General features: G+C 36.3%; 20 protein-coding genes. 16 read left to right on the top strand and 4 right to left on the bottom strand.

All coding sequences use genetic code 11. The features are described from left to right. Positions 1–60 precede the first annotated feature (60 nt). On the top strand, positions 61–774 hold the full coding sequence (locus tag MHB40_RS25270) for a DUF554 domain-containing protein (RefSeq protein ID WP_205446301.1): 714 nt from the start codon (positions 61–63) through the stop codon (positions 772–774). On the opposite strand, the gene yyaC is transcribed toward MHB40_RS25270, so the two are convergent. Further along, positions 694–1326 (bottom strand): spore protease YyaC, encoded by a 633-nt coding sequence (gene yyaC, locus MHB40_RS25265; RefSeq protein WP_338652191.1) that lies wholly within the window; start codon positions 1324–1326, stop codon positions 694–696. The two genes, MHB40_RS25270 and yyaC, sit on opposite strands and share 81 nt — an antisense overlap. Before the next feature lie 91 nt (positions 1327–1417). Between yyaC and MHB40_RS25260 the strand changes: the two genes are divergently transcribed. The 4 genes from MHB40_RS25260 (at position 1418) to MHB40_RS25245 (ending at position 4814) form a co-directional block, all read left to right on the top strand. Next, on the top strand, positions 1418–2290 hold the full coding sequence (locus MHB40_RS25260; RefSeq protein ID WP_205446299.1) for a mechanosensitive ion channel family protein: 873 nt from the start codon (positions 1418–1420) through the stop codon (positions 2288–2290). 1 nt (position 2291) lies between these two features. Further along, positions 2292–2492: a DUF951 domain-containing protein gene (locus tag MHB40_RS25255; protein ID WP_342443794.1), complete on the top strand. Its 201-nt coding sequence runs from the start codon at positions 2292–2294 to the stop codon at positions 2490–2492. A gap of 97 nt (positions 2493–2589) precedes the next feature. After that, positions 2590–3690: a redox-regulated ATPase YchF gene (ychF, locus tag MHB40_RS25250; RefSeq protein WP_342533668.1), complete on the top strand. Its 1101-nt coding sequence runs from the start codon at positions 2590–2592 to the stop codon at positions 3688–3690. Positions 3691–3773: 83 nt separating this feature from the next. After that, complete coding sequence (locus MHB40_RS25245; protein ID WP_342533667.1) at positions 3774–4814, top strand: acyl-CoA dehydrogenase; 1041 nt, start codon at positions 3774–3776, stop codon at positions 4812–4814. Between the two features lie 66 nt (positions 4815–4880). Here the strand turns inward: MHB40_RS25245 and MHB40_RS25240 are convergent, their stop codons facing one another. Continuing rightward, complete coding sequence (locus MHB40_RS25240; protein ID WP_342533666.1) at positions 4881–5450, bottom strand: DUF3267 domain-containing protein; 570 nt, start codon at positions 5448–5450, stop codon at positions 4881–4883. Positions 5451–5627: 177 nt separating this feature from the next. Here MHB40_RS25240 and rpsF point away from each other — a divergent pair, with 177 nt between their 5' ends. From rpsF to rpsR (MHB40_RS25225), 3 genes are read left to right on the top strand one after another with little or no spacing between them, the layout of a single operon-like run. Next, positions 5628–5915 (top strand): 30S ribosomal protein S6, encoded by a 288-nt coding sequence (gene rpsF, locus MHB40_RS25235; protein ID WP_205446295.1) that lies wholly within the window; start codon positions 5628–5630, stop codon positions 5913–5915. A gap of 43 nt (positions 5916–5958) precedes the next feature. Beyond that, positions 5959–6528 carry a single-stranded DNA-binding protein gene (gene ssb / locus MHB40_RS25230; protein WP_054610250.1) on the top strand — a complete coding sequence of 190 codons (570 nt, stop codon included), beginning with the start codon at positions 5959–5961 and terminating at the stop codon, positions 6526–6528. A 40-nt stretch (positions 6529–6568) separates the two neighbouring features. Further along, a complete protein-coding gene (rpsR, locus tag MHB40_RS25225; protein WP_004233359.1) occupies positions 6569–6805 on the top strand; it encodes a 30S ribosomal protein S18 in 237 nt (78 codons plus the stop codon). A 191-nt stretch (positions 6806–6996) separates the two neighbouring features. Here rpsR (MHB40_RS25225) and MHB40_RS25220 read toward each other — a convergent pair whose 3' ends face one another. Further along, a complete protein-coding gene (locus MHB40_RS25220; RefSeq protein WP_342533665.1) occupies positions 6997–7263 on the bottom strand; it encodes a hypothetical protein in 267 nt (88 codons plus the stop codon). Between the two features lie 361 nt (positions 7264–7624). Here MHB40_RS25220 and MHB40_RS25215 point away from each other — a divergent pair, with 361 nt between their 5' ends. The 8 genes from MHB40_RS25215 (at position 7625) to MHB40_RS25180 (ending at position 15899) form a co-directional block, all read left to right on the top strand. Next, positions 7625–8116, top strand: a complete 492-nt coding sequence (locus MHB40_RS25215; RefSeq protein ID WP_342533664.1) for an RNA polymerase sigma factor — start codon at positions 7625–7627, stop codon at positions 8114–8116. Continuing rightward, positions 8113–8880, top strand: a complete 768-nt coding sequence (locus tag MHB40_RS25210; protein ID WP_342533663.1) for a hypothetical protein — start codon at positions 8113–8115, stop codon at positions 8878–8880. Before MHB40_RS25215 ends, MHB40_RS25210 begins: the two co-directional genes overlap by 4 nt. A 282-nt stretch (positions 8881–9162) precedes the next feature. After that, a complete protein-coding gene (gene rpsR, locus MHB40_RS25205; RefSeq protein WP_342534819.1) occupies positions 9163–9369 on the top strand; it encodes a 30S ribosomal protein S18 in 207 nt (68 codons plus the stop codon). Between the two features lie 250 nt (positions 9370–9619). After that, a complete protein-coding gene (locus MHB40_RS25200) occupies positions 9620–10561 on the top strand; it encodes a YybS family protein (protein WP_342533662.1) in 942 nt (313 codons plus the stop codon). 13 nt (positions 10562–10574) lie between these two features. Continuing rightward, complete coding sequence (locus MHB40_RS25195) at positions 10575–12545, top strand: DHH family phosphoesterase (RefSeq protein WP_205446293.1); 1971 nt, start codon at positions 10575–10577, stop codon at positions 12543–12545. Continuing rightward, positions 12545–12991: a 50S ribosomal protein L9 gene (rplI, locus tag MHB40_RS25190; RefSeq protein WP_205446292.1), complete on the top strand. Its 447-nt coding sequence runs from the start codon at positions 12545–12547 to the stop codon at positions 12989–12991. The genes MHB40_RS25195 and rplI overlap by 1 nt, the downstream gene beginning before the upstream one ends. 13 nt (positions 12992–13004) lie before the next feature. Beyond that, complete coding sequence (gene dnaB, locus MHB40_RS25185; RefSeq protein WP_342533661.1) at positions 13005–14366, top strand: replicative DNA helicase; 1362 nt, start codon at positions 13005–13007, stop codon at positions 14364–14366. 243 nt (positions 14367–14609) lie between these two features. Then, positions 14610–15899, top strand: a complete 1290-nt coding sequence (locus MHB40_RS25180; protein ID WP_342533660.1) for an adenylosuccinate synthase — start codon at positions 14610–14612, stop codon at positions 15897–15899. Between the two features lie 44 nt (positions 15900–15943). On the opposite strand, the gene MHB40_RS25175 is transcribed toward MHB40_RS25180, so the two are convergent. After that, entirely contained in the window at positions 15944–16807 is an 864-nt protein-coding gene (locus MHB40_RS25175) for a YitT family protein (protein ID WP_342443792.1), read from the bottom strand. Between the last annotated feature and the right edge of the window lie 130 nt (positions 16808–16937).

Genomic DNA, 16937 nt, shown 5'->3' with positions numbered 1-16937 from the left:
TAATCAGAGCGCCAAGCAAACAGGCGCTCTCTATTTTTTAGAGAGAAAGAAGGCTTAAGTGTGGTATTACTAGGAGCTTTGATAAATGCTGTGTTAATTGTAGCAGGAGCATTAGTAGGGCGCATTTTTAAAAATATCCCTGAATCTATGAAGTCTACGGTCCTATCTATTATTGGTTTAGCCGTAACATTATTAGGGATAAAAATGGGCTTTGAAAGTGATAATTTTATTATATTGGTAGTAAGTTTAGTGGTAGGTACAGTAATAGGTGAGTGGTTAGATTTAGATAAGCAAATGAATCGTCTTGGTAAATGGGTAGAGAGTTTATTTCGTACAAAACGGGATGGCCAAAATCAAATTAGCATAGCAGAGGGCTTTGTTACTGCTTCCCTAATTTTTGTTGTTGGCTCAATGGCTGTTATCGGTGCACTCGATAGTGGTCTTCGTAATGATCATAATGTACTCATTACAAAAGGATTAATAGATGGATTTACATCCATAATTCTAGCATCCACATTAGGTATAGGTGTATTGCTATCCGCTGTACCTGTCTTTGTTTATCAAGGATTAATAGCACTTTTTGCAGGTGTTATAAGTTCCTTTATCCCTGATGCCGCACTACAAATGTTCATTACAGAAATGACGGCTGTTGGCGGGGTTATGATTATGGCAATAGGGTTAAACATTGCAGGCTTAGCTAAGATCAAAGCTGCTAACTTGCTGCCAGGTATCGTCATTGTTGGTATTATGGTGGCTATCTTCTACACTTTTTAGTGAATAACGATGAGCAGCCAGTAATAATGCTCTTGAAAGCTTTTCAGCCATTGCATAAGAAATATGAAGTCTTGTGTTTTGTAAAACAAGCATTTCCATAAAGCCTCCAATATTGACGATTCCTTTCACGGAAATGTCTCCAATTGGGGGTAATTCTTTTTTTACAGCTTTTCCAGGGAATATCGGTCCACTTTGAACGGAAATATGACCAACATTTTGCTCACTGCCAAGACAGGCATCAATCGCAATAATGAATGGTTTTGTAGTATGATTGTGTAGCTGTTGCATTGTAGAATCTAGGTTTAGAGCATGTAAAGGATCTTCTAAGGATCCTACAATTTCATAAGGAAAGCTAACAGATTTTTTTAAGAAACTACCAGTTAATGGCCCAAGTGTATCACCCGTACAACGATCACTGCCAATACAACAAAAAATTAGTCTTTCATGATGAAACGGTATATGTTCTAAAAATAATGTACTTAATTGCCAAACAGCATTTTTACTCTCGTGATGAAGGGAATAAGGTAGTAACAAATTTGGTATAGTATTCATAAAAAAACTCACTTTCTTTTTATTTTTAGAAGTGCTCAATTTTTATGCAGTATACGCAAATTTTTAGCAAGTTATTCAAGAGGTGGTAATGATGGAAAAGAATAAAAAATTAATGGAGAAATACTGGGATAAGCTCACATCTGAGGATCTTTGGGAACATGTTATTGATGCATCTATAGAAATTGTGCTCATTCTATTAGCTTCATGGATAGCGGTAAGACTAGGTAAAAAATTTATTAAAAAAGTGTTTTTAATCCGTATGCGTTCACCATTAAGCCACTCAGAGCGACGCCAACGAACAATTTCAAGATTATTACAAAGCGTGATTTCCTATGTTGTTTATTTCTCTGCAATCATTGGTATTCTTTCTTCCTTAAATATAAAGGTAGCAGGTTTATTAGCGGGTGCAGGAATCGTTGGTTTAGCAATAGGTTTTGGTGCTCAAAGCTTAGTAAAGGATGTTATTACTGGATTCTTTATTATTTTTGAAGACCAGTTTGGTGTAGGAGATTATATAAAAATAAATGCTGCAGAAGGTACGGTTGTAGAAATTGGCTTACGTACAACAAAAATTAATGGTGCTACTGGTGAACAGTTCATCATTCCCAATGGTGCCATTGGCGAAGTCGTCAACTATTCTGTTAACAACTCCAAAATTTTTATAGATTTACAAATGGCCACAGATGCTGATTTTGAAAAAGCAGAAGGGGTTATTAATAAGTATTTAGAGACATTGCCTAAGATGCATAAAGAATTAATTGCCGCTCCAGTATTTCTAGGTGTGCAAAATGTTAAAGGGACAGAAGTAACCATTCGTATAGCTGCTGAAACCTTACCACAGCAACAATATGGAGTAGCACGTATCATTCGTCGCGATATTACGAAACTCTTTGAAGAAAATAATATACCAATGGCCTATCCAAAAATGATGTTCTATGGCAAAGATGAGGGGAGAAGTGAGTAAGATGGAGGCAAAGAAATTTGGTTTAAATGATATTGTTGAAATGAAAAAACAACACCCATGCGGTACTAATAAATGGAAAATTATTCGTATGGGGGCGGATGTACGTATCAAATGCGAAGGATGTCAGCATAGTGTCATGATTCCACGTCGTGAATTTGAGAAAAAAATGAAAAAGGTTTTATTTTCTGCGAATGAGTCGTAACATCAGGCATATTAGACTTTTTCTGAGTGAATCAATATAATAGATAAGGTTATATGAGAGAAAATTTGAACTGAGTATAGAAAGGTTGTGTCCATTCATGGCATTAACAGCTGGAATCGTTGGTTTACCTAACGTTGGAAAATCAACATTATTTAACGCAATAACAAAAGCGGGCGCATTGGCTGCAAACTATCCATTCGCAACGATTGATCCGAATGTTGGTATCGTTGAAGTACCTGATGCACGTTTAGATAAATTAACAGAATTAGTTGTACCGAAAAAAACTGTACCAACTGCATTTGAATTTACAGATATCGCTGGAATTGTTAAAGGTGCTTCCAAGGGTGAAGGATTAGGAAATAAATTCCTAGCTCATATTCGTGAAGTAGATGCAATTTGTCAGGTAGTACGTTGTTTTGTAGACGAAAACATTACGCACGTTTCCGGTGCAGTAGATCCAATTGATGATATTGAAGTTATTAATCTAGAGCTTGCGCTAGCTGACTTAGAATCTGTAGATAAACGTTTACAACGAGTTAGCAAAATGGCGAAACAAAAAGATAAAGAGGCTATGATCGAAGAGCCAGTACTTCTAAAAATTAAAGAGCAACTAGAAAGCGGTAAACCAGCTCGTGCAGCTGAGCTATCGGATGATGAATTAAAGGTAATTAAAGGTCTTCATTTGCTAACAATTAAACCAATGCTTTATGTAGCAAACGTTTCAGAAGATGAAGTAGCAGATGCTGACAACAACGAGTATGTGAAAAAGGTACGTGAGTATGCATCGGCTGAAGGTGCTCAAGTTATTACAATTTGTGCTAAAATCGAAGAAGAAATTTCTGAGCTTGATGATGAAGAAAAAGCTATGTTCTTAGAAGAATTAGGGATTAAAGAATCTGGTTTAGATCAATTAATTCGTACTTCTTATGATTTATTAGGATTAGCTACGTACTTTACTGCAGGTGTACAAGAGGTACGTGCCTGGACGTTCCGTAAAGGAATGAAGGCACCACAATGTGCAGGTATCATTCATACTGACTTTGAGCGCGGCTTTATTCGTGCAGAAACAGTTGCATATGATGATCTACTAGAGGCAGGTTCTCAAGCAGCAGCTAAGGAAGCTGGTAAAGTACGTCTTGAAGGTAAAGAATATGAAGTACAAGATGGCGATATTATGTTATTCCGCTTTAATGTATAAAAACTAACATGGGCAATCTATATGGTTGCCCTTTTTCGATTGCATAGTTATCAGAATTTTTAGTGTATGGAGGCAACCTTTGAATGAATGTTATGCAAATTAAGGAACGTGGTTTAGAGTTTGAGCAATTGGGGATGCTGCCACAAGATGTCTTAGATTATATTTATGAACAACAACTATTCAAATTGTTCACTTCAAGAGAATTAGGTGGTAAGGATTTAGATTTAGTAGAAGGTGTAAAGGTATTCCAGCAGATGTCTGCACTTGATGGCAATTTTGGGTGGCTCATTACGATTGGTACAGGTGGAAATGCATTTATTCCAACATTCAGTCAGGAAATCTGTGAAAAAATCTATTCTCCTAAAGAAGCAGTTATAGCAGGTAGTGGATATCCAACGGGTATAGCTGTCAAAACAGTTGGTGGCTACTATGTAACAGGGCAATGGAAGTATTGTAGTGGTTCTAATTATGCCTCGACATTTACGATGAATTGCTTAATTGAAGAAGATGGTATCAAAACAGAAAAAATTATTAGCTGCTCAGTGAATCCACAAGATGTTGAGATTTTGAATGATTGGTCTGCAATGGGTTTGAAGGCAACAGCAAGTCATACAATCCGTGTAAACAACGTTTGGGTGCCTCAGGAAGCTACTTTTCAATTAGGTACAATCAGAAATGATTATGGCAATTCAGTGCATAGCTTTCCATTCACCACTTTTGCGGAGGCCTCCTTTTTAGGTGTTTGTCTTGGGATTACAGAGAATTTTTTAGAAGAAGCTTTTGCTTTAATGAAGCAACGAAATGATGATATAAGCAGAACTGAACGAATTGGAGCCTTACAATTTTTATGGATGCAGCAGCAGAAACGTTTCAAGCAATGTGAAGAGCAGTTCTTTGCAACATTATCTGTCTATTGGCAAAAGCATCAAATAGGTGATGAATTAACAGAAGAGGAATTATCACAATTTACCCAAATGACTAAGGATATAGCTGCTGCTTGCTTAGAGCTAGCGAATAATTTAATACGCAGTCTCGGTATGGATGCTATTACAGAAACATCCACGATTAATCGAATTTGGAGAAATTTATATACAGCAGCCCAGCATGGATTTTTAACTCCTTAAAGTATAAATAGAATCTGTAGCTATTCATTTTAATCTACAGATTCTATATGTTTATGTAGTCTTACTTTACTGGGCATCCTTTTTCTTTGATGTATAAACATACAGCTTTGGTAATTTGGGATCATCCTGTACGATAGCATTTCTCGGATATTTCCGTAGTTCTTTATACATGGCAAAATCACCTACGGCACCGGCTATTAACACCGCCCCTATCAAGATTAAAACGGTGCTGTTAAGATAAAACCCAATGATAGTTGGGAGTACACCAGTTGTCCAGAATGGCAGTAATAGAGCCTTTTTCATAGCATGATTGTAGAGAGGTTGCTCAGTAGTTGCATAGGCAATACCCAACTCTAAATTTACGCCATATTTCAAAGCTTTATAGGGCACTTTGCCAAAAATCATAAAGCCAATTAAATGAAAAGCCTCATGTAGGATAATAAAAATTATATACAGTACGACAAATAGTGCTGTGCCACAAACCATATTCCAAAAAGAAAAATGAAAATCTTTAAAGCAAATATATTGAATGGCTATAAATAATATGACAAGACCACTTGTAATGACAAAATTGTCGATCATTAATTTTTTTAAATCTAATTCGATAACGATAGGTTCCTCATCATTGATGAACATGAAGGCACTCCTTTCATAGATAATTGAAATATACTGTTATTATATAATGAATTATTAGTTTGTGACTTGAAAGACATGTACCTATATGTTACAATTCATTGATGTGAGTAATAATTAATTACTTGCTCCTTGCTCCCTTAAATAGGAGAGCCTAAGTCCATAAGGAGGTGTAAACAGATGAGAAAATACGAATTAATGTACATCGTACGTCCGAACATTGAAGACGAAGCGAAGAAAGCTTTAGTTGAACGTTTCAATGAAATCTTAACTTCTAACGGTGCAGAAGTCATCGAATCAAAAGAGTGGGGCAAACGCCGCTTAGCTTATGAAATTCAAGACTTCCGCGAAGGTTACTACCAAATCGTAAAAGTAAACGCTACTTCAGATGCAATCAACGAGTATACACGTCTTGCTAACATCAGCGAAGACATCATTCGCCACATTGCAGTTCGCCAAGAAGCTTAATTATTAAATTTTTACAAAATGCTGAAAAGGAGGTTGTATTCTGATGATAAACCGTGTCGTATTAGTTGGAAGACTAACAAAAGATCCTGAGCTACGTTATACACCGAATGGAGTTGCGTCTACAAGATTTACAGTAGCTGTAAACCGTGCATTCTCAAATCAACAAGGTGAACGCGAAGCTGATTTCATTAGCTGTGTTGCCTGGCGAAAACAGGCTGAAAACCTAGCGAACTTCATGCGAAAAGGGAGTTTAATTGGGGTAGAAGGTCGTATCCAGACAGGCAGTTATGAAGGACAAGACGGTAAGCGAGTATACACAACAGATGTCGTGGCGGATAGCGTACAGTTTTTAGAACCCCGTAATGGTAGCGGTGCTCCTGCTCCTCAATATGGTGGTGGACAAACTTACGGTAATAACCAACCGTCATATGGCGGTGGTCAACCACAACAACAGTTTGGTGGCGCTATGCCAGGGCAGGGTTCCTATGGCGGCGATGCTTATCAGCAAAATCAACCACCTATGAATCAGCCGAATTATACACGTGTAGATGAGGATCCATTTGCGAATAGCAAAGGACCAATAGAAGTATCAGAGGATGATCTTCCATTCTAATGCTTCTAAAAGATAAAAAAAGATAAGGAGGAGACACACTATGGCACCACGTCGCGGAGGCCGCAAACGCCGTAAAGTTTGCTACTTCACTTCAAACAATATTACGCATATCGATTACAAAGATGTAGATCTTTTAAAGAAATTCATCTCTGAACGCGGTAAAATTTTACCACGTCGCGTAACTGGCACAAGTGCAAAGTACCAACGTAAATTAACTTCAGCTATCAAAGTATCTCGTATTATGGGATTACTTCCATTCGTTGCTGAAGATAAATAAAATTTATTTATTAATAAAAGCACAACAAGGTTTTCATAACCTTTGTTGTGCTTTTTTTATTTATACTGTTTTCTCAAAGATCGTTGCTATAAAGGAAAGTTAGGATTATTCCACAATCGCACCCGATTGTGGAAGATCATAAGCATATTTCTTCTTAAACTAAATCACCTGTTAATTCAATTAGTAACACATTATTTAAGCAACGGTTGAAGACCTATTAGCAAGGGTGCATACACGATTAATGGAATAAGCAAAATTACTGCACCAATTTCTTTAATTCCCTTTTGTAATAGTAAAAGAGAAGTAATGAAAAATAATGGGTAAATAATAAACGCAATTATTAATATACCATCAACTAATTGATATAGTTTTCCTGAAAATGCGCCTATGAATGGGATTGAAATCCATTCTAGTAAGCTAAACGTAATAACTAATATCCATAACCATTTGAGTGTCATCACTAATCACCTCTAAATCCCTGATTGGTCAAAAAAGTAAAAAACCTTATTCCACTTTACATAATTATTTCAATGCATTGTATTATATTACCGAGAAAACTGATTTTTGTTAAATTAAATTACCTCTTTAGTTTAAGTAAAAATCTTCACGATAGGTACCTAAAATCGACATTCTTATCTACTATTGCAAACGAATTACACAATTTAATAAGGTTAGATTCGGATATAAGCCTATTGGAAAATATTTTTTCAATTTTAAGCACTGATCAGTTTTTAGGTAAGATTATTTTCTAAAATTATTTTATATAAAATGTCACCAAATGGTATCTTCATGTGTGTTATAAGTGAAAGGAGTTGATGGGTGTTGCAACAATTAGTTTGGTCGAACGAACTAGATATAGAACGAATTGTTGATAAATATGGAAATATGCTTTTTAGAATATGTCTTGTTATTCTTTGCAATGAGAATGATGCAGAGGATGTCGTACAAGACACTTTTATTACCTACCTAACTAAATCTACACCATTTAACGATTCAGAACATGAGAAAGCATGGTTGATTACTATTGCTACAAATCGCTGCAAGAATATGAGAAGGTACAATATTATTCGTAAACATATGGATATCAATGATTTGCAACTATATTGTAAGGGTGATGAAAACTATGGTTTAATCGAACATCTTATGAGATTGCCAAATAAACATAAGATTGTATTGTTACTTTATTATGTAGAGGGCTATAAAGTAGATGAAATAGCAAAAATACTTGTCATTACTACTTCAGCAGTTAAAAAGCGATTACAACGTGGACGAGAGCTTATTCGAGAAAGATATCGAAAGGAGAATGAATGATGAACTTTGATAAGATTAAAGAAGCTGTTAATTCTATTGAAATGTCAAAAACTATGAAAAATCGCCTGAAAGAGAATAGTAATTTTATTAAAAAGAAAAAATCGGGACAATTAAATTTTAAAAGGTGGATTTCTGTAGCTTGTGCATTTGGAATCCTATTGTCAATTATGATAGGCATTCCACTTTTCAATAAGAATGGAAACTTTCAAGGCGCAAATTTTGCAATCACAGCTTATGCATTGAGTAATGATGGGAATCAGTCTAATACCAAACTTTCATCAGATAAAGCCACTTTTGAATTATCAACTGAAACTAGAGGTATTACAATTGATCGAACTGGTGATACAGGTGGTTTAATTTTTACAAATATTATGCTAAATATAAGTGGAGAACATATCGACTCAATTACTTATACCATTAACAAAGGCAAGTTTTTAGAGGATGTTATACTAACAGCTAAAGAATATGCAGACAAAGACTGGTTATTGTCAGAAAAGATAGTCACCATTGGAAATTCGCCTGGTTCAGATATATATTCTGCTACAAAGGACATTGGAAATACCTATACAGTTAAGTATAATGAACAGGATAAATATAAATATTCATTTGTAATTCATCATGATGGTAATTTGGTAATAGATGATGACATAATAATCAAAGTAATTATAAAATATACAGATGGAAAGTCTGAACAACAAGATATTATTGTAACTCAAGAATCAAATTCTATCGAATCAAAATCTATTTCATTAAAGCTAAATTAAAATAATCGAGATGATAATACTACTGTACAAAGAACTAAGTTAACTGGAGAAAAGAAGAACTAGTAGAAAAATCTACAGGATAGATTAGAAACCAAACATTGGCGAGGATACTTATTACTCTTGGTAGTATTGTTGGCTACGGAATTTATGTAGGATTTAGAAAGTTAATTAGTACGTATATTTATATTTTATAAAATATGTAGAAACTTTTCTCCAACTAAACCATCCAATAGTTTGTCAATATTTATTAATGGAAAATAAAAATAGTTCATTTTATACTAAATTTGGGCATGCCAAATAACCGCTAATAACATTACGCATATCGACTATAAAGATGTAGATTTATTAAAAAAATTCATCTCTAAACGCGGTAAAATTTTACCACGTCGCGTAACTGGCACTAGCGCTAAGTACCAACGTAAATTAACTTCAGCTATCAAAGTATCTCGTATTATGGGATTACTTCCATTCGTAGCAGAAGACAAATAAGATTGATGATGGTAAGGTAACTGACCTTACATCAATTTTAAAAACCAGCATATTACGATATTCGTATCGGGTATGCTGGTTTTTTGTTATGGTTAAAAAGGAAATTACCAACCACTTAGGTAAAAGTCTGAATTAAAATTGAAAAAATAAAGACAATGTACATAGTGATCTAAGTGATTTTTGTTCAATACTATGAAAAAATGGTACAATAAAGGGTAGTAAGTTTGACTGAAAAAAAGGAAGGTTTTCAATGCCGAATAATCAAACAAAAGCGCTTGTACAAGGCTCAATGATGGTTGCACTTTTTACAATTTTAATGTTAATTTCTGCATATGTACCATTCATCTTTATAGTAGCTTTATTATTCGCTCCACTACCGATTGCTTGGTATAGCGCAAATTACAAGCGTTCCACATCAATACTCGTAGCAATAGTAGGCTGTATCCTAACCACTATAACGAGTGGAATATCCATGCTGCCATTTGCCTTTATTTTAGGGTTATTAGGTGTCGTTATGGGTAACGCCATTTATCTGAAGAAGAGTAAGCTTTATTTATTTATGTCCATGGGGATTGCTAATCTTATCTCGATGGCAGTTGTTTATATTGCCTATGTAAAGCTTTCAGGAATTGACTTCATTAACATGAGTTTAGAGATGGCGCGTAAAAATTATGAGCAATCTAATGAATTTGCAAAGAATGTAACAGGTCAAGTAGCCATAAATCCAGAACAGCTTGAGGCGATGTTTAAAACAATTGAACTGACTATGCCTGCAACGATAACAATCTCAGCATTTTTTGCTGCATTTATTATCATTACAGTAAATTTACCAGCTCTAAAACGACTAGGAGTAGATGTTCCTAAATTTGCTCCGTTCCAAAATATGAGATTACCACGCTCTATTTTATGGTATTACATGATTGTTTTATGCATTAATTTATTCATGCGTCCAGAGGCTGGTTCTACGCTAGATATCATTGTATTAAATGTTTCTTATATTTTATGGTTGTTACTCATTCTACAAGGAATATCTTTTATCCATTATTTTATTTCTAAAAAAGGGATGCCAAACGGTGTTAAATGGGTAGCTACTTTGTTAGCAATTCCTTTATCATCCTTCATGATCTTACTCGGTATTGTTGATTTAGGTTTTGACGTACGTTCACTTGTAAAGGGGAAGACTAAAGAATAAGGGGCTGATTGTAATGGGGACTTTTAGAAAACGACCAATTCGCTATCCGCTTTTTGTTCTTTCCATATTTGGAACTGTGACGTTCGTGCTTCTATGTATTTGGAATATCGGGATAGGTATCGGTTATGGAGTAGGTTTTGTTTTACTGATGACCTACACATGGAAGGTAGAAAAGATAGCTTATGAAGAAACGGAAAAGCATATTGAATCTATTTCCTTCCGTATGAAAAAAGTAGGGGAAGAGGCATTGCTTGAAATGCCGATCGGGATACTTCTGGTTAATGAGCAATATGAAATAGAATGGTCTAATCCATATATGCAAGGTATCCTTAATGTGGAATCATTAGTGGGTGAAGGTATTGTCAATATATCCGATGATATCTACGTGTTAATGAAGACCGAGGAAACAAATGAGGCTACGATTACATTACGTGATCGGAAATATCGGGTTTATTATAAAAAAGAGGAACGACTACTGTATTTCTTTGATATAACTGAACAGATTGCCATTGAAAAGCAATACTTTGCAGACCGTACAGTAATCGCTATATTGTTTGTCGATAATTACGATGAAATCACGCAAGCCATGGACGATCAACCACGTAGTTTAACTAACACAATGGTTACTTCAATTGTCAATGAATGGGCTGCGGAGCATGGTGTGTTTGTCAAACGAATATCATCCGATCGTTTCCTAGCAGTATTAAATGAATCCATTTTAACGGAGCTGGAAAAGAAAAAATTTGCTATCTTAGATACCATTCGTGAAAAAACAGCTCAAAAGAATTTATCGTTAACATTAAGTATTGGGGTAGGAGCTGGATCATCCTCATTAGTTGAGCTTGGTGAGTTGGCACAATCAAGTCTAGATCTTGTATTAGGACGAGGTGGTGACCAAGTGGCGATAAAGCAACCTACTGGAAAACTTAAATTCTATGGTGGAAAAACAAATCCAGTTGAAAAACGTACACGTGTTAGAGCGCGCGTTATTTCACATGCATTACGCGATTTAATTCAAGACAGTGATCAAGTGTTTGTTATGGGACATAAAAATCCTGACATGGACTCCATTGGTGCGTCTGTAGGTGTACGGAAAATGGCTCAAATGAATGATGTAAAGGGCTATGTCATCATCAATTTTGATGAATTAAATGGTAGCGTTACACGATTAATGAATGAAATAGAGAGTAAATCAGATTTCTATGAAAATTTCCTTACACCAGAGGAAGCCGCTGGTAAAATGACTGAGAAATCGTTGCTCGTTATTGTTGATACACATAAGCCGAATTTAGTAATTGATGCACACCTATTGAAGTTAGCTGAAAAGGTGGTTGTAATCGACCATCATCGTCGAAGTGAGGACTTTATCGAAAATCCTACACTTGTTTATATGGAGCCATATGCGTCGTCCACAGCTGAGCTAGTGACAGAGTTATTAGAATATCAGCCGAAGCGTGCAAAGATCAATATGCTAGAAGCTACTGCATTGCTGGCAGGTATTATTGTTGATACCAAAAGCTTTACACTTCGAACAGGAGCACGTACATTTGAAGCTGCTTCTTATTTACGAACGAATGGTGCAGATACAGTATTGGTACAACGTCTCTTAAAGGAGGACGTGGACACATATATAGAGCGCTCCAAAATTGTGCAAACAGTTAAGTTCGTAAAACCTGGAGTGGCTGTTGCTGTAGGTGAAGAATCGAAAGTGTATGACTCTGTCTTAATTGCGCAAACAGCAGATATATTACTAACGATGAAGGATGTTAGTGCATCCTTTGTCATTGCGCATCGGGCAGATGGAAAAATTGGTATAAGTGCACGCTCACTTGGCGAGGTCAATGTACAGCTAATTATGGAGAGGCTCGGCGGCGGTGGACATTTAACAAATGCTGCCTGCCAAATAGATGCTAAATCCATTGATGGTGTGAAAAAACATTTAGAAGAGGCCATAAATGAGGTCTTTGAAGGGAGTTCTGACTAATGAAAGTAGTATTTTTAAAAGACGTTAAAGGAAAAGGAAAAAAAGGTGAAATTAAAAACGTAGCTGATGGCTATGCACAAAATTTCTTAATTAAGAATGGCTATGCAGCGGAAGCAAATGCGCAAGCTTTAAGCCAATTAGATGGGCAAAAAAAATTAGAGGCCAAAAATGCGGCTGCTGAATTAGCTGAAGCACAAGCATTAAAGGAAAAAGTAGAAGCACTAACAGTTGAGCTAAAAGCAAAATCAGGTGAAGGTGGCCGCTTATTTGGCTCAGTATCTACAAAGCAAATTGCTGATGCATTACAAAAAGTGCATGGCATTAAAATTGATAAACGTAAAATGACTTTACCTGATGGAATTCGTTCACTTGGCTTTACAAATGTTCCTGTAAAACTACATCATGAAGTATCAGCAACGTTAAAAGTACATGTAACGGAAGAATAAGGAGCGACGATCCATGAGTGAACCGATGATGGACCGCGTTCCACCGCATAACCGGGAGGCGGAGCAATCGGTTATCGGTGCTATCTTCCTTGAGCCACAAGCATTAATAACAGCATCAGAAATTTTATTGGCAGATGATTTTTATTTAAATGCCCATAAGAAAATTTTCGAAACGATGTTGCGCTTGAGTGATCAAGGAAAAGCGATAGATGTTGTAACAGTTACTGAAGAATTATCAGCTAAAAAAGAGATTGAGGACGTTGGCGGGCTTTCTTATTTACTAGAGCTCGCCAATGCTGTCCCTACAGCTGCCAATGTCGCCCATTATGCCAAAATCGTTGAGGAAAAGGCCCTCTTACGTCGATTGATTCGGGTCGCTACGAAAATCGTCGAGGACGGCTATACGCGTGAAGACGAAGTAGAGGCATTATTAGGTGAGGCAGAGAAGAAAATGATGGAGGTTGCCAATCGTAAGAATGCAGGAGACTTTAAGCATGTTAAAGATGTGCTAGTGGAAACTTTCGATAATATTGAGCAACTTCAATCACAAAAGGGAGAAGTAACGGGTATACCAACTGGCTTCCGTGATTTAGATAACATTACTGCTGGCTTTCAGCGCAACGACTTAATCATTGTTGCTGCACGTCCATCTGTAGGGAAAACGGCCTTTGCATTGAATGTTGCGCAAAGTGTTGCCGTACAAGCGCGTGAAAATGTAGCAATCTTTTCTTTAGAGATGGGTGCAGAGCAACTGGTAATGCGTATGCTTTGTGCAGAGGGAAATATAGATGCACAAGTTTTACGTACAGGTGCTTTAACTACAGAAGATTGGGGTAAACTAACTATGGCAATGGGTAGTTTATCGAATTCAGGGATTTTTATTGATGATACACCTGGTGTACGTATCAATGAAATTCGTGCAAAATGTCGTCGTTTAGCACAGGAAAATGGACTAGGAATGATCTTAATCGATTATTTACAGTTGATTCAGGGTAGTGGCAAGCCAGGAGAAAACCGTCAGCAAGAGGTATCAGAGATTTCACGTTCCTTAAAGGGATTAGCCCGTGAATTAAAGGTACCTGTTATTGCTTTATCACAGTTATCTCGTGGAGTTGAGCAGCGACAAGATAAACGGCCAATGATGAGTGACTTACGTGAATCGGGAAGTATTGAGCAAGATGCTGATATTGTTGCGTTTTTATACCGTGATGATTATTACGATAAAGAATCTGAGAGTAAAAATATGATCGAAATTATCATTGCGAAACAACGTAATGGTCCAACAGGAACCGTTACATTGGCTTTTAAAAAAGAATTCAATAAATTCATTAATGTGGATTGGTCACAAATGCCACCACCACCGCCACGTGATTAGTCATGTTATTCGTCATTCAGATAAGTTGCCTATCCGTAATGAAATATTACCCTTAGAATGAATTAATCTGAATGTTCGATAATATTCATACCATTCTGTTATTAAACACGAACGTTGAATCAGATTTCTTGATTTTATGTTCGTGTTTTTCACTATTTTTTATTGACGAGTTGTTTCTATCATTGTTACAATAATTGAGGCTTGAAATTTGAGATACAAAGGTATCTAACGGAGGTGCTGATTATGACATCAGTAGTAGTTGTAGGAACACAGTGGGGAGACGAAGGAAAAGGTAAAATTACAGATTTCCTTTCGCACAAAGCCGATGCCATCGCTCGTTATGCCGGTGGAGATAATGCAGGACATACCATTAAAATTGATGGTGAAACTTATAAATTACATTTAATTCCATCAGGGATCTTCTATAAAGAAAAAACTTCAGTAATTGGTAATGGATTAGTTGTGAATCCAAAATCACTGGTAACGGAGCTTAAAGGTTTACAAGAGCGCGGTATTAATACAGATAATCTACGTATTTCTAATCGTGCACATGTTATTTTGCCTTATCATATTAAACAAGATATAGCTGATGAAGAAAGTCGTGGAGACAATAAAATCGGCACAACTTGTAAAGGAATTGGACCTTGTTATCAAGATAAAGTAGCACGTATTGGGATTCGTATGGCTGACTTACTTGATAAGGAAATCTTTGAAGAAAAACTACGTCATAATTTAGCCATTAAAAATAAATTATTTGAGAAATTCTATGAAGTTGAAGGCGTAACATTCGAAGAAATTTTCGAGGAATACTATGGTTATGGACAAGAAATTGCAAAATATGTCGCTGATACATCTAAAATCTTAAATGATGTCCTTGATGAAGGCGGTAAAGTGCTATTCGAAGGTGCACAAGGAATTTTACTTGATGTCGATCAAGGTACGTATCCATATGTAACATCTTCAAATCCAGTTGCAGGAGGAGTAGCGATTGGCGCTGGTGTTGGTCCATCACGCGTGACAAGTGTTATAGGTGTATCCAAAGCCTATACATCTCGTGTAGGAGATGGTCCTTTCCCAACAGAGTTATTTGATGAAGTGGGTCAACAAATTCGCGAGGTAGGTCGCGAATACGGTACAACAACTGGTCGTCCACGTCGTGTAGGCTGGTTCGACACAGTCGTTGTTCGTCATTCACGCCGTGTAAGTGGCATTACTCATCTTGCCCTTAACTCTATCGATGTTTTATCTGGTTTAGAAACAGTAAAAATTTGTACAGCATATAACTATAAAGGTGAAACAATTACAGAATATCCAGCAAATCTTCATATTATTGAACAATGTGAGCCGATTTATGAAGAGCTTCCAGGCTGGTCAGAGGATGTAACAAGCTGCCGAACTTTAGAAGAGCTACCTGAAAATGCACGCCGCTATGTGGAGCGTATTAGCGAACTAACGGGCATTCAAATTGCTACTTTCTCTGTTGGACCTGCACGTGAGCAAACAAACGTGTTAGTGGACGTTTGGGAAGCATAATGAAATAAAATGAAAAGGGCGTGCCAAATGCGGCATGCCCTTTTTTAGTGAATATCCTTCTTCTTAAAGCGACCACCTTTTACCTCGGCGATATTACCGATGGCTAGAAACGCATTGTCATCTATTTCAGCGACGATTGTTTTCAATTTAGACTCTTCTAAACGAGTAATAACGGTAAATATGACTTTCTTGTCATTCCCCGTATAAGCTCCTTCTCCGTGAAGGAAAGTAACGCCACGACCAAGTCGATCCATAATAGTTTGTCCAATTTCATCAATGTCATCACTTATGATATAAACAGATTTCGATTCTTCCAATCCTTGAATAACAATATCAATCATTTTATAGGCAATATAGTATGCAATGATGGAGTACATGGCTTGTTCCCAATTAAAAATAAATCCTGCCACCGTAAAAATAATGACATTGAAGAGCATAATGATTTCTCCAACTGAAAAAGGTGTCTTGCTATTAAATAAAATAGCTAATATTTCAGTTCCATCCAATGAACCTCCATAACGAATGACAATACCGACACCAACTCCTAAAATCATTCCTCCAAAAACTGTTGCCAATAATGTGTCTTCCGTAAATGGATGGATATTATGTAAGGCAAGTGTTGCGAACGAGAGTACGGTAATACCTAGACCTGTCGACAGTGCGAAGGTTTTACCAATTTGTTTATAGCCTAAAAAAATAAAAGGTAAGTTTAAAATGAAGATGAAAATACCAAGGGGTAAATTTAATAAATGAGATGTGATAATGGAAACACCTACGATTCCACCATCCATAATGTGGTTAGGTACTAAAAACAATTCTAAGCTCAATGCCATTATAATCGCACCTAGCGACACCATAACAATTCTTGCAAAAACTTTCCGCATGCTATTTTTCTGAGGTCTCAACATTTTTGTTGTGTTCTCAGAGGTTTGTGAATCACTCAATTTAATCGCTCCAATCAAATAGTGTACCTTCTATATACATTTTATCGGAATATTAAAAAAGTAAAAAGTATTAAGCCCAAATTCACTTGAAAAA

This window comes from Lysinibacillus sp. FSL K6-0057 (genome assembly GCF_038630885.1).
Lineage (GTDB): Bacteria > Bacillota > Bacilli > Bacillales_A > Planococcaceae > Lysinibacillus > Lysinibacillus fusiformis_F.
The sequence above is the reverse complement of the archived record's forward strand: the minus strand, read 5'-3'. Positions and strand labels throughout refer to the sequence as shown.